Origin of the sequence: Trichococcus paludicola (assembly GCF_003052295.1) — a bacterium.
Taxonomy (GTDB): domain Bacteria; phylum Bacillota; class Bacilli; order Lactobacillales; family Aerococcaceae; genus Trichococcus; species Trichococcus paludicola.
The window spans coordinates 233,056-247,763 of sequence record NZ_QBLC01000004.1 but is presented as its reverse complement, the minus strand read 5'-3'; the positions used below and the strand labels follow the sequence as shown (position 1 = coordinate 247,763).

Below are 14,708 nucleotides of genomic sequence, written 5' to 3'. Positions count from 1 at the left end.
CAGTATCACTAAGGTACAGAACTTAATTAATTGGAGGAATCAGCATGTCAGAAATCAAAATCACTTTTCCTGATGGCGCCGTAAAAGTATTCGAAGCCGGCGTAACAGTGGAAGAAGTAGCAAAAAGCATCAGCAACAGCCTGGCTAAAAAGGCTTTGGCCGGAAAATTCAACGGGGAATTGGTCGACTTCACACGCCAATTGGAGACGGATGGTTCACTTGAAATCGTGACACCGGATCACGCAGACGGATTGGGTGTCCTGCGTCACTCGACTGCCCACTTGATGGCGCATGCCTTGACGCGCCTGTTCCCTGAAATCCATTTTGGTGTCGGTCCAGCAATCGAAACTGGGTTCTACTATGATACCGATATGGAAGTACAGCTTGCCGAAGAGGACTTGTCGAAAGTCGAAGCGGAAATGATGAACATTGTGAAGGCTAATTATCCGATCGTCAGACGTGAAGTCAGTCGTGCGGAAGCGTTGGAAATCTTCGCAAATGACCCATACAAAGTCGAATTGATCACAGCATTGCCTGAAGGTGATATCATCACTGTCTATACGCAAGATGACTTCACGGACCTTTGCCGAGGCGTCCACGTGCCGGCAACAGGCAAAATCCAAGTCTTCAAGTTGTTGTCGTTGGCGGGTGCCTATTGGAGAGGGAACTCGAACAACAAAATGATGCAACGTGTTTACGGAACAGCCTTCTTCGACAAGAAAGCCTTGGCTGAATTCATCAAGATGCGCGAAGAAGCAAAAGAGCGCGATCACCGCAAATTGGGCAAAGAACTGGACTTGTTCATGATTTCCCCTGAAGTCGGTTCCGGTTTGCCTTTCTGGTTGCCTAAAGGCGCTACGATCCGTCGCACGCTTGAGCGTTACATCGTCGACAAAGAAGTGAGCCTGGGGTACCAGCACGTCTACACGCCGATCATGGCGAACGTGGAATTGTACAAAACTTCCGGCCATTGGGACCACTACCATGAGGATATGTTCCCGCCGATGGATATGGGCGATGGCGAAATGTTGGTGTTGCGTCCGATGAACTGTCCGCACCACATGATGGTCTACAAGAACGACATCCACAGCTACCGCGAATTGCCGATCCGCATCGCTGAGTTGGGCATGATGCACCGTTACGAAAAGAGCGGTGCATTGTCAGGTCTGCAGCGCGTGCGTGAAATGACTCTGAATGATGCTCACGCATTTGTCCGTCCGGATCAGATCAAGGACGAGTTCAAACGTGTGTTGCAGTTGGTCATGGATGTTTATGCAGATTTCCAGATCAGCGATTACCGTTTCCGTCTGAGCTACCGCGATCCGGAAGACAAAGTGAAGTACTTTGATGACGACGCTATGTGGGACCGCGCGGAAGCGATGCTGAAAGAAGCGATGGACGAATTCGGTTTGGAATACTACGAAGCCATCGGCGAAGCTGCTTTTTACGGCCCTAAATTGGATGTGCAGTTCAAGACAGCGATGGGCTTGGAAGAAACGATGTCCACTATCCAATTGGACTTCCTGTTGCCTGAGCGCTTCGACCTGACTTATGTCGGCGAAGACGGCGAAAACAACCACCGTCCGGTCGTCATCCACCGTGGCGTCATCTCCACAATGGAGCGTTTTGTAGCGTATCTGATTGAAGAGTACAAAGGCGCATTCCCGGTATGGTTGGCTCCTGTCCAAGCAACGATCATCCCTGTCAACCTTGATCTGCATGCCGATCAAGCATTTGAACTGAAAGCCGTAATGGAACAGTTGGGTATGCGCGTCGAAGTCGATGATCGCAACGAGAAGATGGGTTACAAAATCCGTGCTTCCCAGACTCAAAAAATCCCTTACCAATTGGTCATCGGCGATCAGGAATTACTGAACGGAACCGTAACTGTCCGCCGTTATGGCTCGAAAGAAATGGTTACTTTCAGCATGGATGATTTCTTGGCTGAGGTTCAATCTGAAATCAAAAACTTCAAATAATCTTATCAAATCCACATCTTTCTGAGCAAATCATGATACAATAAGTTTCAGTGATGTAGCTTTGATTCTGTTAGCTTGATGAAGGCCCGGAACATGGCGGTTTGTGTTCCGGGCCTTCGTCTTTATATAATTCGCTTAATGGGGGATGATGAGAAGATGTTAAGAGATGAATTGATGAAAATGTTGGATGGCCGCGAAGATGACATGATTTCTCTGCGCCGTCATTTCCATGAGCATCCTGAACTGTCATTCGATGAGAAAGAAACGGCTGCGTTCATCGCCCGTTTCTATGAAGATAAACCGGTTGATGTGCAGACGAATGTCGGGAACGGCTATGGCATCGTCGTCACGATCAATGGGAAACAACCCGGCCGCACCATCGCGTTGCGGGCGGATTTCGATGCGCTCCAGATCGAGGAACAGACCGGTCTGCCGTTCGCATCCAAAAATCCAGGCGTCATGCACGCCTGCGGACATGACGGACACACCGCCTATCTGATGGTCTTGGCTGAATGCCTGATCCGTCTGCGGGACCAATGGCAAGGGACCGTAAAAATCGTGCATCAGCATGCCGAAGAGATGGCCCCCGCCGGCGCCCAGAGCATCGTGGAATCCGGCTTGCTCGACGATGTCGACGAAATCTACGGCATCCATTTCTATCCGGACTATGAAGTGGGCACCGTCTTTTACACGAGCGGCTTCGCCTACGCCGGTTGCAGTGACATCAAAGTCACGATTCAGGGGACGGGCGGGCATGGTTCGCAACCGCACCGCTCCAACGATACAATCGTGGCGGCATCGAGCTTCGTGATGAATCTGCAGACAATTGTTTCCCGGCGCATCAACCCGTATGATATGGCTGTCGTGACGATTGGCTCCTTCGAGGCGGTCGGCAGCAGCAATGTCATAAAGGACAACCTGATTCTGCGTGGAGATGCCCGTTACATGGATCTTGAAGTCGGAAAAGTCATCGAGGAGCATTTCCACCGGATCGGCCGCGGTCTTGAAGAGATGTATGACGTGAAAGTGGATATCGACTACAACTCCGATTACCCGCCTTTGTACAATCATCCGAAAGAGACTGCGAAAGCCGCTGCTGTTCTGGAAAAAAATGGTGTCGGGTCTTACTTGAAACAGGTCATCGCAACTTCTGCCAATACCGGAGCGGAGGATTTCGGACAGTATCTGCTGAAGATCCCCGGCGCTTTCTTGAATGTCGGTGCTCGCCCGGATCAGGCAGAAGTTTTCAATAATCATCACCCGAAATTTGACATCAATGAAAAAGCTCTATTGGTCGCGGCTAAAACAGTCGCTGATATCACCCTTGCGGCGTTAGCCGGGGAATGAGCGTTTAGGAGGATAAAAATGGATTTAGAAAAGATAGAAACCGCCGTCCAAATGATTTTGGAGGCGATCGGGGAAGACCCGAACCGCTCAGGGTTGCAGGATACGCCGAAGCGGGTGGCGCGCATGTATGCGGAAATTTTTTCCGGTGTCGAGAAAGACCCTGCCGATCACGCTAAAGTGGTCTTCCATGAAGATACCGACGAAATCGTATTAGTGAAGGACATTCCTTTTTATTCCACTTGCGAACATCATCTGGTTCCGTTTTTTGGTGTGGGACATATCGCTTATATGCCGAAGGATGGACAGGTGATCGGTTTGAGCAAGCTGGCGCGTATCTTGGATGAGGTCAGCAAAAAACCGCAGATCCAGGAACGGATCACGACGACGGTTGCGGATATCCTGATGGAGCATCTGCAACCGCAGGGAGTCATGGTGGTTTTGGAAGCCGAGCATATGTGCATGACGATGCGAGGCGTGAAAAAGCCGGGCAGCAAGACCGTGACATCCGCAGTCCGTGGCGCATTCAAACAATCATTCAAATCCAGAAGCGAAGTGCTGGAATTGATCAAACTGTAGACACATTGCACGCTGACGAGGAGAATGAACCTTGAAATTAATGACAAAAACAAAAGTATATGATCTGTCGCAGCGCAGCCATATCATGGGGATACTGAATGTTACGCCCGATTCGTTCTCCGATGGCGGGGAATGGAACACGGTCGAAAAAGCCGTCGCCCACGCCCTCGAAATGGTTGCGGATGGCGCCGACATCATCGACATCGGCGGGGAATCAACACGCCCGGGCCATACTCAGATTTCTGATGAAGAGGAAATCGCCCGCGTAGTGCCTATCATTGAAGCGCTCAAAAAGGCGATCGATGTGCCACTTTCGATTGATACCTACAAGTCAGCGGTCGCCCGTGCGGCTTGTGAAGCCGGCATCGACATCATCAACGACATCTGGGGCTGCAAGTACGATCCCGAAATCGCAACGGTGGCCGCGGCATTTGATGTGCCGATCATTTTGATGCATAATCGGGAAAAGTCGGATTATGCCTTTTTGATCGAAGATATGTTGGCTGATTTGGCCGAGAGCGTGCGGATCGCAGTGTCAGCAGGCGTCAAAAGGCAAAACATCATTCTGGATCCCGGTTGCGGATTCGGAAAAACCTATGAAGACAATCTGAATGTTGTCCATCATCTGAAGCGGTTTACGGAGCTAGGTTACCCAGTGCTCTTGGGAACGTCCCGGAAACGGTTCATCGGAACGGCACTTGGGGATCTCCCTTTCAAGGAGCGAGATCTGGGGACAGCCGCAACGACTGCTTTGGGCATCGTGAACGGGGCCCAGCTTTTCCGCGTGCACAATGTGAAGGCCAATGCGGAAATGGCGCGGATGATGGATATCATGTTGAAAAAAGGAGAGAGCCCAATTGGATAAAATCTATTTGAATAATCTGCAGTTCTATGCTTTTCATGGATTGAATGCGGAAGAAAAGGTGTTAGGACAACGCTTCAACGTAGATGTTGTGCTGCACACCGATACAAAAAAAGCCGGCTACAGCGACAAAATGGAGGATTCGATCCATTACGGACATGCCTACAAGGCCGTCAAAGCGGTAGTGGAGGGCGAAAACTTCAACCTGATCGAAGCTTTGGCGGAGCATATCGCCATCGCTTTGTTTGCGCGCTTCGACGGGCTGCAGTCTTGCCAAGTGAAAGTGATCAAACCGGATCCGCCGATCGTCGGCCATTATGATTCCGTTGCGGTTGAAATCTACCGCGAAAGGGAAGGGAGCTAAGCGCATGCCTGTCGTGTTCATCGCCTTAGGTACGAATCTGGAACCTCGCGCAGCCCATCTTGAAAAAGCTTTGGAGCTCTTCCGGTCCTTTCCGGATGTGGAAGTGAAACGCGTATCCTCCATTTATGAATCGAAACCCGTCGGCTACCTCGATCAACCAGATTTCCTGAACCTTGTGTTCGAAGCGGAAACGGATCTGCTGCCCGTGGACCTGCTGGACAGATGCCAAAGCATCGAAGAGGAGCTTGGCAGAGTGCGGACCATCCGCTTCGGACCGCGCACGCTGGATGTCGACATTGTTTTGTACAGAGCGGAAATTATTGAAGAAGAACGGTTAATCGTGCCGCATCCGAGGATGCAGGAGCGCGCTTTCGTGCTTTTGCCTTTGCAGGAGCTGAATCCCGAATTAATCGTTCCGAAATGGAACAAGACAGTCAATGAATTGGTGGCGGAATTGCCAGCGAATGATCTCGAAGAAATCTGGAAATACGCACCGGAATCCTGAATGTCTGAGCATATCTTGAAAAAGAATATTTTTAGAGAAATGCGCTTGACGTTTTCATTGCAACAAGGTATACTATAAAAGTTGAGAAATTAAGCAGAAGCACCCGCTTCTCGCCTAAGCGGACAATTGCGTTCCTGGGCCAGATATGTACAAGTAACTTGCAGCAATGCAAGTATTGTCGGCGGGTTATTATGACCCGCCGACTTTTTTCTGCGTTCTTTCTCTCAAATATCATGGAGGTGAACGACCATAGCAAAAGATATGATGGTTAACGACGGCATCCGTGCCCGCGAACTACGCATTATAGGTAGTGACGGCGAGCAACTAGGAGTCAAATCGAAAAGTGATGCATTGCAGATTGCAGAGGCAGCAAATTTAGATTTAGTTTTGGTATCGCCAAATGCAAACCCGCCCGTTGCCCGTATTATGGATTACGGCAAGTTCCGTTTCGATCAACAAAAACGCGAACGTGAAGCCCGTAAAAACCAAAAAGTGGTAAGCCTTAAAGAAGTGCGCTTGAGTCCTTCCATCGACGAAAATGATTTTCAAACGAAAATGCGGAATGCTCGCAAATTCTTGGAAAAAGGTGACAAAGTGAAAGCATCCATCCGATTCAAAGGACGTGCAATCACCCACAAAGAAATCGGACAAAGGGTCCTTGATCGCCTTGCATCTGAGCTTACTGACGTTTCGACGATTGAATCTCATCCTAAAATGGACGGAAGAAGCATGTTCTTGATGTTGGCACCAAAAGCCGATAAATAAATTTGTAACTTAATTTAGGAGGAAAGACAAATGCCAAAACAAAAAACTCACCGTGGTTCAGCTAAACGTTTCAAAAGAACTGGTAACGGCGGACTAAAACGTTGGAGCGCTTTTACAAGCCATAGATTCCACGGAAAAACGAAGAAACAAAGACGTCAATTGCGTCAAGCTTCAATGGTTAGCGCATCTGATATGAAACGCATCAGCCAACAATTATCACAAATGAAATAATTCTAAAACAACAATACGAGATAGAACTTTGGTTCTAATAAGGAGGAAATCACTATGCCACGTGTAAAAGGTGGGACAGTAACCCGTAAACGCCGCAAAAAGATTATTAAATTATCTAAAGGTTATTACGGTTCAAAACATACATTATTCAAAACAGCTAAAGAACAAGTAATGAAATCTTATACTTATGCTTACAGAGACCGTCGTCAAAAGAAACGTGACTTCCGTAGATTATGGGTCACTCGTATCAACGCGGCTGCTCGCATCAACGGCATGAGCTACAGCACTTTGATCCACGGATTGAAACTTGCTGGTATCGAAATGAACCGTAAAATGTTGGCTGACTTGGCTGTTACGGACGCTGCAGCTTTCACTGCAGTGGCTGAACAAGCTAAAGCTGCATTAGCTAAATAATTTTTGAATCGTTGCCTCTCCGGTCTTGTATCGGGAGTGCAGCGATTTTTTGTTTTTCTTAGAGTAAATGCTATACTGATATTATGTCGCTAAATCAATGGGGGTATTATTTTGGAAGAGAAAGAATTACAAATGTTGATCGATTTGACGGATGCAAGAGGCGTTCCGGGCAATGAAGGGGAGGTACGTGAAGTCTTCAGACGATATGCCGAACCTTTCGCCGAAAGCTTTTCGCAGGACGGATTGGGCGGTCTCTTTGCCAAACATGCCGGTAAGGAAGAGGGCCCCACCATTTTGTTGGCGGGGCATTTGGATGAAGTGGGATTCATGGTGACGACCATAACCGAGAAGGGATTCATCAAATTCCAAACTTTGGGAGGTTGGTGGAATCAGGTTATGCTGGCGCAACAAGTGGAGATCACCAACTCGAAAGGCGAGCGCCGCCACGGGGTCATCGGCTGCAAACCACCGCATGTGCTGACGCCGGAAGCCCGCAAAAAGCCATATGAAATCAAAGATATGTTCATCGACATCGGTGCTTGTTCGAAAGAGCAAGTAACGGAATGGGGCATCAAGCCCGGCGATATGATTACACCTTACATTTCCTTCAAACGCATGAACGATTCCAAATTCCTGCTAGCGAAAGCTTGGGATAACCGCATCGGACTGGCCGTTGCGCTCAAAGTGTTGGAAAATGTCGCCAAAGCCGGGCACCCGAATGTAATCTTCAGCGGTGGGAATGTCCAGGAGGAAGTGGGTCTGCGCGGAGCGAAGACGGCCACGCACATGATTCGTCCGGATATCGCATTTGCTTTGGATACTGGCACGGCAGGGGATACTCCAGGAATGACGCCTCAAGAAGCGGATTCCGAATTAGGAAAAGGGCCGCAGTTATTGATTTATGATGCGTCGATGATTCCGCATCGTGGCTTGCGCGACTTCATTGTGGGCGTTGCCGAAGAATGCGAAATTCCATTCCAGTACACAGTCATCACAGGCGGCGGTACGGATGCCGGTGCCCAACATCAGAGTTTGGATGGCATTCCCTCCTTTGCGATCACGGTGCCGGTACGTTATCTGCATTCGCACACGTCCATAATCCATGAAGATGACTATCTGAATGCGGTTAAATTGGTCACGGAATTAGTCAAACGCTTGGATGGCGAAGCGGTCAAACAGATCCGCGAAAACGTCTAAAAATGAAAACAGCATGAATATCTGTCGAAAAGTATCCACATATTTTCGTTGGTGGATAGAGTAAGATATAGATAATGAAAAAGTGGGTGTCAATAAAGCAAGAGGGGGGGATGACAGGATGGAGAAGATGAAAAGACGTATCGCGATCATTGGCGGCGGACTGAGAGGGTTGACAGCCGCTTACGAAATCGATAAAGCCATCCGGGAACAGAACCTCCCGTTTGAGTATGTCATTCTTGAGGATCGAGCCTCGGTCGGCGGCATGATCCATACGATAGATATGGATGGTTATGCGATTGATGTAGGGGCTTCGGCTTTCGATTCGAGACGCGCGGACATTTCCGGTTTTTTGCAGGAATTAGGTTTGGAAGATGAAAAACAATTCAGCCGAGGGGGGAAACTGGTGTTGTTCGATGGAAATGCGGTCATCGATGACGTTATGCCTACTTACCATGGCATGCCGCTCTTTCTGAATGACATTTGGCAGGCCAACGGATTGACTTTGGATGCAAAGCTCCGGGCGTTCATGAATAGCGTTTTTCTGTCCAAAAGCTTACATGAGAACCCAGAATATTCAACCGACAACTTTTTGGAATTCCGTTTGGGACGGGAAGTGGTCGACTATATGGCTGAACCCTACTATCCGGACAACGTCTATGGCTCCATGGAACTGATGCCAGTGAAATTATTTGATGGGAATTTGGTGACGATCTATGGGAAGGCGCACATCGGAAAAGGCAAAAAAGAGCAGCTGATGCGCTACGCGGATGGCTCCGGTCAGGAATATACCTTCAAAGGGGGGTTGTCAAGCTTAATCAAACGTCTGGCCCAACATACGGAAGGCCATCTATACGTGAATCAGAAAGTTAAATCGTTGATCAATGTGTCAGAAGACCTGCTTATGATTGAATTGAACGGTCGTGAATCCATGCGTGCTGGGAGTGTTGTCATCACAACCAACCCCCAAGAATCCCTTGGTTTTTTGGAAGGCTTCGCTAAGGAGAATGATTTCCCGAAGGCCCAAAGCACGAGTGTCGGTACCGTTTTTTTCAAAATAAATAAAAAATCAGTCAATAACCTACCGGAAGGGCAAGGGTTTGTGATTCCGCGGAAAAGTTCCTTTCATAGCACGAAGGTTGTCGTTTTGAACAACAAATGGCCACTTTTTGAACAAGCAGATTATTATTATGTGCTTGTGGAATTCGGCAGACGTCTGGAAGAAACCTTGATAGAATTAGCCGATGATCTCGTGATGGATATTATCAAAAATGAAGTGAAGGAAATTTTGGCTTTGACAGAGGAACCTTTGCAGTCCACTTTTTATCGCTGGGGACAAGCCGTGCCTCATTTCAGTTTGCAGCAAAGACAAGAGATGTTGGAAGAAGTATATCCAGTTCGGAGAGAGTATGCAAAAAGAGGTGTTTTTGTAGGGGGAAATGGAATCACTGGTTATGGTTTGGAAAATGCCGTCATTGAGGGAAAACGCTTAGCCCACGAGGCGATCCGTTACATGAAAAAACTGGAAAAGAATGACAGTCCGAATACATAATGAAACAGTCCGCAAATCTGTGTTTTTACAGATTAAGGTGGACTGTTTTTAATTTCATATAGTGTTTGTTTTTGTTTGGTGCTATAATGAACCCAACGATATTAAGCTGTTTTTTTTAGTGTCAGGACTGTTTCTTTTCGTGCCTGTGAAAGAGTTTGCCATTGAGGATGGCTAAAGGCATGCTATAATCTGAATAGGATTCTTTGATTATCAAATATTGGATTGGGGGACGTTTAATGGAATTGACTATTTTGGGCTGCATGGGTGGCTATCCCACAAAAGATGTCGGGACGACGGCGTATCTGCTGACATCCGATGATTTCAAACTATTGATCGACGTCGGCAGCAACGCTTTGCTGTCGCTGGAGCATCATCTGGACCCGTTGGATTTGGATGCGGTCATCCTGACGCACTATCACGCGGACCATATTGCGGACTTGGGTGTTCTGCAATATACTTTTCAGCTGAAAGAGCCTGCTGAAGGCAAGTCAAAAAAAATACTGCCGATATACGGTCATGCTGAATCGGAATTTTTCCGCTTGCTGGAAATGCCGGGAGTGAGTGAAGGGATTGCCTATACGCCGGAGGAAACGTTGAAATTGGGGCCATTCCGGATCCGATTTCTGAAAACCATCCATCCGGTTGCGTGCTATGCGTTGAGGATCGAAGAGATAGCCACCGGGAAAGTCTTCGTGTTCGGTGCGGATTCAGCCTATTTGGCGGCATTTGTGCCTTTTGTGAAGGCTGCTGACCTATTCTTGGCTGATGCAAACCTGTTCAACGGCAATGAGCGGCACCATGCGCATATGACTGCAGGCGAAGTCGGAGCGATAGCTGAAGAAGCGGCAGTCAAACAGCTGATTCTGACGCATTTGCCTCAAAAAGGCGCGCTATCCGTGCTGCTGGATCAAGCGAAGGAAGCAGCACCTTCCGTATCCGTCACGCTTGCCAAAAAGGACCGGATCATCACAATCTAATCGCGTCCAGCAACCAGAACAACAAATTGAATGAAGAATGGGAGAGGTATAAACATATGTATTTTGTGGATAATCAAGGACAGTTGGACCCTAGCGTAAATATTGCGTTGGAGACATTTTTATTGAAAGAAAAAATCTTGGATGAACCGATCCTGTTGTTCTATATCAATGAGCCGTCGATCATCATCGGACGCAACCAGAATACGATTGAAGAAATCAATGCGGACTATGTCGAAGCGAATAAGATACACATTGTCCGCCGTATGTCCGGGGGCGGCGCAGTGTACCACGATTTGGGGAACTTCTCTTTCTGCTTCATCACCAAGGATGATGGTGATTCATTCCGCGATTTCGGGAAATTCACAAAGCCAGTCATTTCCTTTTTGCACAGCGTAGGCGTCAAAGAAGCTGAGCTAAAAGGAAGAAACGATTTGGTGATCGGGGAGAAAAAATTCTCGGGGAACGCCATGTATGCGACAAACGGAAGGATGACCGCCCATGGAACGATCCTATTCGACTCCGATCTGGATGCCGTAACCGGCGCGTTGAAACCACGCAAAGAGAAAATCGAATCGAAAGGCATCAAGTCGATCCGCAGCCGCGTGACCAACATCAAACCTTTTGTTGATGAGGCTTATCAAAACCTGACTACGGAAGAATTCCGTGATTTGATGTTGTTGTCGATTTTTGATGTCGAAACGCGTGAGGAAGTAAAAGAGTACCATTTAACCGAGGAAGATTGGAAACGCGTATATGAAATCCGCGAAGAGTACTTCGGCAACTGGGATTGGAATTATGGTAAATCACCTAAATTCGAAATCCAAAAACATCATCGTTTTCCGATCGGATCCATTGAAGTCCGCATGAACGTTGAAGATGGGCATATCCAACAGCTGAAAGTTTTCGGGGATTTCTTTGGCTTGGGGGAAATCAAGGATGTTGAAGATGCTTTCATAGGCGTCAAATATGCCAAAGAGGATATGCTGGCTAAATTGAATGAACTTGACATCAAAAAATACTTCGGTAATGTGACCGCAGAGGAATTGCTTGAAGAATTGTACTGATAATGAAAGAGAAGCCCCGCAATTAGCGGAGCTTCTCTTTTGCATCTATAGGGCTGAACAAACTCGTTCAGCATTTCTGTTCTATCTGTGGAGGCCGATTGCTGTTTCCATGCGTTTCAAAGTTTCGGAGGCAATTGCATTCGCTTGTTTCGCGCCTGCATCCAAAATGTCATCCAATTCTTTGGAACTCAACAATTCATAATAACGATTCTGCATAGGTTCCAATTCAGCGATGATGGCATCCGCTAATTTTTCTTTGAAATTGCCGTAGCCGGAGCCGGCGAATTCATTTACCAATTGATCAATCGGTTGATCGGTAAAGGCCGAGAAAATAGTCAACAAGTTCGAAATACCCGGCTTGTTTTCCTTATCGTATTCAATGATGCCGCTTGAGTCGGTGACGGCACTCTTAATTTTTTTGCGGATGACTTTTGGTTCATCCAGCAAAGAAATGTACCCTTTGGTGTTCTTGTCGGATTTGCTCATTTTGCTGGTAGGGTCCTGGATGCTCATGATTCGGCCGCCGTCTTCGGGAATCATAGGTTCCGGCATGGAGAGGATTTTTTTGCCTTTTCCATACTTGTTGTTGAAACGCTGCACAAAATCCCTTGTCAATTCCATGTGCTGTTTCTGATCTTCGCCGACAGGGACAAAATCCGTATTGTAGAGGACGATATCCGCTACCATCAAAGGCGGGTAGGTCAGTAATCCGGCCGAAACTGTCTCTTGTTTGGAGGATTTATCTTTGAATTGGGTCATTCTCTCCAATTCGCCCAGGTAAGTGTTACATTGGACGATCCACGCAGCTTGAGCATGAGCAGGGACTTCCGATTGGATGAAGATGGTCGATTTGTTCGGATCGATTCCAAGCGCCAAATAAAGAGCCGCCAATCCACGTGTCCGTTCGGTCAAAGTGGCTGGATCTTGCGGAACGGTGATTGCATGTTGGTTTACGATGCAGTAGGTGCAGTCATACTCTTCTTGCCGCTGCACGAATTGTTTCATAGCTCCGATATAGTTCCCGATTGTCGGGATACCGCTGGGCTGAACGCCGGAAAATATTTTCTTTTTCATAAAAAGCCTCCTAGGTTAAATACGTCATTATTTATTATAACGCAAATTGAGCTTGTATTCACGATTTAAATCGAATGCATAAAGTTGGATGATTGTGGATGGAATGGAAGCGTTTTTAAAATTTAGACTGAATTCGGAAAAAAATAATTATCAAACGATATTTATTATAAATTGTAAAATTTCAGAATTGAGATATGTTGACTGGAAACGCCTTTAAATAAGGTTTTCACAAACTTTTTACTGACTATTGAAAAGTGTAATTGTGTCGTAAATGTGACGGAAGTGTGTAGAACCCCCAAAAAAAGGATAGCTATTGTGCGTGGCTTGGTTTATAATAATAGTTGTAAGTGGTTCACAAATAAAGCTTACGAATAAAGGAGAGATCAGAGATGGTAACATTATATACTTCCCCAAGTTGTACTTCATGTCGCAAGGCACGTGCATGGCTAGAAGACAATAACATCCCTTACACTGAAAGGAATATATTCTCCGAACCTTTGACAGAAATTGAAATCAAAAGTATCCTGAAAATGACTGAAGAAGGCACCGAAGAAATTATTTCCACTCGATCCAAAGCATTCCAAGAACTGAACATCGACTTAGATGAATTACCTTTAAATACATTATTCACTTTGATCGAGGATAATCCCGGCCTGTTGCGTCGTCCGATCATTTTGGATGAGAAGCGTTTGCAAGTGGGATACAACGAAGATGAAATCCGTCGTTTCTTGCCGAGGGAAGTCCGCGCGTTGGAATTACAAAAAGCGCAAAGATTGGCAAACTTCTAGTCAACCGCAACTAAACAGGAATCAACAGACAAGTGCACCGGACAGACGGCTGTACTTGTCTTTTTTGACCGCTGAACTTCGATATTTTACAACGACAGAAACACTTAGATGAGAAAACAAATGAGAAGTTAAAAGATTTTGTGCTTTTGGCTTTACATTTTTGCGATTTGATTTACAATGGGTATAAGAAAAATAGGGAAAGAAAAGTGGGGTGAAGCATGATGGAAATGGAAAACATCAACGAAAACACAATTCGCGTTTTGATTGAGAATTCTGATTTAGAGGAAAGAGGCATCACCTTTCTGGATTTATTAGGAAATCAAAAGCAAATCGAGAGCTTTTTCTACAGCATCCTCGAGGAGGTCGATGTTGATAATCAATTTCATGAATCAGATGCAATTACTTTCCAAGTGCTGCCTAATGGGAATGGTTTAGAGTTATTCATCAGTAAAGGGATGAACAATGAAGACGACTTCGACATGGCGAATGGCTCCAATCAATTGGAGCATGTAGTGGATTACATCAAAAAACAGACAAAGAGTTTCAACGCACGTGATAAAACGGATGCTGAATCTGAAGAAGATGATATGGCACCTTTGGAAGTCGTATTTAAATTCCAGAGTTTTGATGACTTCTTGGAGCTGGCGAAACGGATGTTTTTGGAGAGCGGCGTATCTTCGCTTTACTATTATGATAATCAATACTATTTGACGGTTGTCTACTTCATAGATGAGATGACGGAAACGAATATCGACAATGAAATTTTGAAGGCCTTGGAATTTGCGGAGGAATCTGATATTGCTGTTGAGATATTGGGCGAATACGGTAAGTTGGTCATCCAAGACAACGCATTGGAATCAGCCAGACACTACTTTAAATAACTAATCTGATCCGACCCCGAAAAGGGTCGGATTTTTTTATACTTCAACGAGGTTGACTAATTTAATTGAAAATTGCATCACCACAAGCGTTTTATACATTTGCAACAATATTCTGCATCTCCAACCGATGTCTAG

At 46.4% G+C, this 14,708-nt stretch carries 16 protein-coding genes and 1 other annotated feature; of the genes, 15 read left to right on the top strand and 1 reads right to left on the bottom strand.

Annotated elements, in window-relative coordinates:
• Positions 1-44 precede the first annotated feature (44 nt).
• The 13 genes from thrS (at position 45) to C7R56_RS07740 (ending at position 11,830) form a co-directional block, all read left to right on the top strand.
• Entirely contained in the window at positions 45-1,979 is a 1,935-nt protein-coding gene (thrS, locus tag C7R56_RS07800) for a threonine--tRNA ligase (protein ID WP_107995975.1), read from the top strand.
• A gap of 156 nt (positions 1,980-2,135) precedes the next feature.
• Positions 2,136-3,326: an amidohydrolase gene (locus tag C7R56_RS07795; RefSeq protein WP_107995974.1), complete on the top strand. Its 1,191-nt coding sequence runs from the start codon at positions 2,136-2,138 to the stop codon at positions 3,324-3,326.
• An 18-nt stretch (positions 3,327-3,344) separates the two neighbouring features.
• On the top strand, positions 3,345-3,902 hold the full coding sequence (folE, locus tag C7R56_RS07790) for a GTP cyclohydrolase I FolE (protein WP_106450871.1): 558 nt from the start codon (positions 3,345-3,347) through the stop codon (positions 3,900-3,902).
• Positions 3,903-3,942: 40 nt separating this feature from the next.
• A complete protein-coding gene (gene folP / locus C7R56_RS07785; RefSeq protein WP_107996027.1) occupies positions 3,943-4,767 on the top strand; it encodes a dihydropteroate synthase in 825 nt (274 codons plus the stop codon).
• Complete coding sequence (gene folB, locus C7R56_RS07780; RefSeq protein ID WP_107995973.1) at positions 4,760-5,128, top strand: dihydroneopterin aldolase; 369 nt, start codon at positions 4,760-4,762, stop codon at positions 5,126-5,128. Before folP ends, folB begins: the two co-directional genes overlap by 8 nt.
• 4 nt (positions 5,129-5,132) lie before the next feature.
• On the top strand, positions 5,133-5,633 hold the full coding sequence (gene folK / locus C7R56_RS07775; RefSeq protein ID WP_107995972.1) for a 2-amino-4-hydroxy-6-hydroxymethyldihydropteridine diphosphokinase: 501 nt from the start codon (positions 5,133-5,135) through the stop codon (positions 5,631-5,633).
• Positions 5,634-5,718: 85 nt separating this feature from the next.
• Positions 5,719-5,850, top strand: a sequence feature (ribosomal protein L20 leader region).
• Between the two features lie 44 nt (positions 5,851-5,894).
• Entirely contained in the window at positions 5,895-6,398 is a 504-nt protein-coding gene (gene infC / locus C7R56_RS07770) for a translation initiation factor IF-3 (protein ID WP_086628383.1), read from the top strand.
• A 30-nt stretch (positions 6,399-6,428) separates the two neighbouring features.
• Entirely contained in the window at positions 6,429-6,629 is a 201-nt protein-coding gene (gene rpmI, locus C7R56_RS07765; protein WP_086628382.1) for a 50S ribosomal protein L35, read from the top strand.
• Positions 6,630-6,683: 54 nt separating this feature from the next.
• Complete coding sequence (gene rplT, locus C7R56_RS07760; protein WP_086628381.1) at positions 6,684-7,043, top strand: 50S ribosomal protein L20; 360 nt, start codon at positions 6,684-6,686, stop codon at positions 7,041-7,043.
• A 111-nt stretch (positions 7,044-7,154) separates the two neighbouring features.
• The gene (locus C7R56_RS07755) at positions 7,155-8,240 is read left to right on the top strand and encodes a M42 family metallopeptidase (RefSeq protein WP_107995971.1); all 1,086 of its coding nucleotides are present in this window, start codon (positions 7,155-7,157) and stop codon (positions 8,238-8,240) included.
• Positions 8,241-8,358: 118 nt separating this feature from the next.
• On the top strand, positions 8,359-9,789 hold the full coding sequence (gene hemG / locus C7R56_RS07750; RefSeq protein WP_107995970.1) for a protoporphyrinogen oxidase: 1,431 nt from the start codon (positions 8,359-8,361) through the stop codon (positions 9,787-9,789).
• 236 nt (positions 9,790-10,025) lie between these two features.
• Complete coding sequence (locus tag C7R56_RS07745) at positions 10,026-10,766, top strand: MBL fold metallo-hydrolase (RefSeq protein WP_107995969.1); 741 nt, start codon at positions 10,026-10,028, stop codon at positions 10,764-10,766.
• 56 nt (positions 10,767-10,822) lie between these two features.
• On the top strand, positions 10,823-11,830 hold the full coding sequence (locus C7R56_RS07740; protein ID WP_107995968.1) for a lipoate--protein ligase: 1,008 nt from the start codon (positions 10,823-10,825) through the stop codon (positions 11,828-11,830).
• Between the two features lie 81 nt (positions 11,831-11,911).
• On the opposite strand, the gene trpS is transcribed toward C7R56_RS07740, so the two are convergent.
• On the bottom strand, positions 11,912-12,904 hold the full coding sequence (gene trpS, locus C7R56_RS07735; RefSeq protein ID WP_107995967.1) for a tryptophan--tRNA ligase: 993 nt from the start codon (positions 12,902-12,904) through the stop codon (positions 11,912-11,914).
• Between the two features lie 389 nt (positions 12,905-13,293).
• Here trpS and spxA point away from each other — a divergent pair, with 389 nt between their 5' ends.
• Both spxA and C7R56_RS07725 read left to right on the top strand, forming a co-directional pair.
• A complete protein-coding gene (spxA, locus tag C7R56_RS07730) occupies positions 13,294-13,692 on the top strand; it encodes a transcriptional regulator SpxA (protein ID WP_086985466.1) in 399 nt (132 codons plus the stop codon).
• A 218-nt stretch (positions 13,693-13,910) separates the two neighbouring features.
• Positions 13,911-14,573 (top strand): adaptor protein MecA, encoded by a 663-nt coding sequence (locus C7R56_RS07725; protein ID WP_234402605.1) that lies wholly within the window; start codon positions 13,911-13,913, stop codon positions 14,571-14,573.
• The last annotated feature ends 135 nt before the right edge of the window (positions 14,574-14,708 follow it).

What these genes read in the sequence shown, in the direction of transcription:
- rpmI (WP_086628382.1), top strand. Translation starts at nt 6,429, where the DNA reads ATGCCAAAACAAAAAACTCACCGTGGTTCAGCTAAACGTTTCAAAAGA.
- C7R56_RS07740 (WP_107995968.1), top strand. Translation starts at nt 10,823, where the DNA reads ATGTATTTTGTGGATAATCAAGGACAGTTGGACCCTAGCGTAAATATT.
- C7R56_RS07745 (WP_107995969.1), top strand. Translation starts at nt 10,026, where the DNA reads ATGGAATTGACTATTTTGGGCTGCATGGGTGGCTATCCCACAAAAGAT.
- folK (WP_107995972.1), top strand. Translation starts at nt 5,133, where the DNA reads ATGCCTGTCGTGTTCATCGCCTTAGGTACGAATCTGGAACCTCGCGCA.
- C7R56_RS07795 (WP_107995974.1), top strand. Translation starts at nt 2,136, where the DNA reads ATGTTAAGAGATGAATTGATGAAAATGTTGGATGGCCGCGAAGATGAC.
- folE (WP_106450871.1), top strand. Translation starts at nt 3,345, where the DNA reads ATGGATTTAGAAAAGATAGAAACCGCCGTCCAAATGATTTTGGAGGCG.
- spxA (WP_086985466.1), top strand. Translation starts at nt 13,294, where the DNA reads ATGGTAACATTATATACTTCCCCAAGTTGTACTTCATGTCGCAAGGCA.
- hemG (WP_107995970.1), top strand. Translation starts at nt 8,359, where the DNA reads ATGGAGAAGATGAAAAGACGTATCGCGATCATTGGCGGCGGACTGAGA.
- folP (WP_107996027.1), top strand. Translation starts at nt 3,943, where the DNA reads ATGACAAAAACAAAAGTATATGATCTGTCGCAGCGCAGCCATATCATG.
- thrS (WP_107995975.1), top strand. Translation starts at nt 45, where the DNA reads ATGTCAGAAATCAAAATCACTTTTCCTGATGGCGCCGTAAAAGTATTC.
- C7R56_RS07725 (WP_234402605.1), top strand. Translation starts at nt 13,911, where the DNA reads ATGATGGAAATGGAAAACATCAACGAAAACACAATTCGCGTTTTGATT.
- infC (WP_086628383.1), top strand. Translation starts at nt 5,895, where the DNA reads ATGATGGTTAACGACGGCATCCGTGCCCGCGAACTACGCATTATAGGT.
- rplT (WP_086628381.1), top strand. Translation starts at nt 6,684, where the DNA reads ATGCCACGTGTAAAAGGTGGGACAGTAACCCGTAAACGCCGCAAAAAG.
- trpS (WP_107995967.1), bottom strand. Translation starts at nt 12,904, where the DNA reads ATGAAAAAGAAAATATTTTCCGGCGTTCAGCCCAGCGGTATCCCGACA.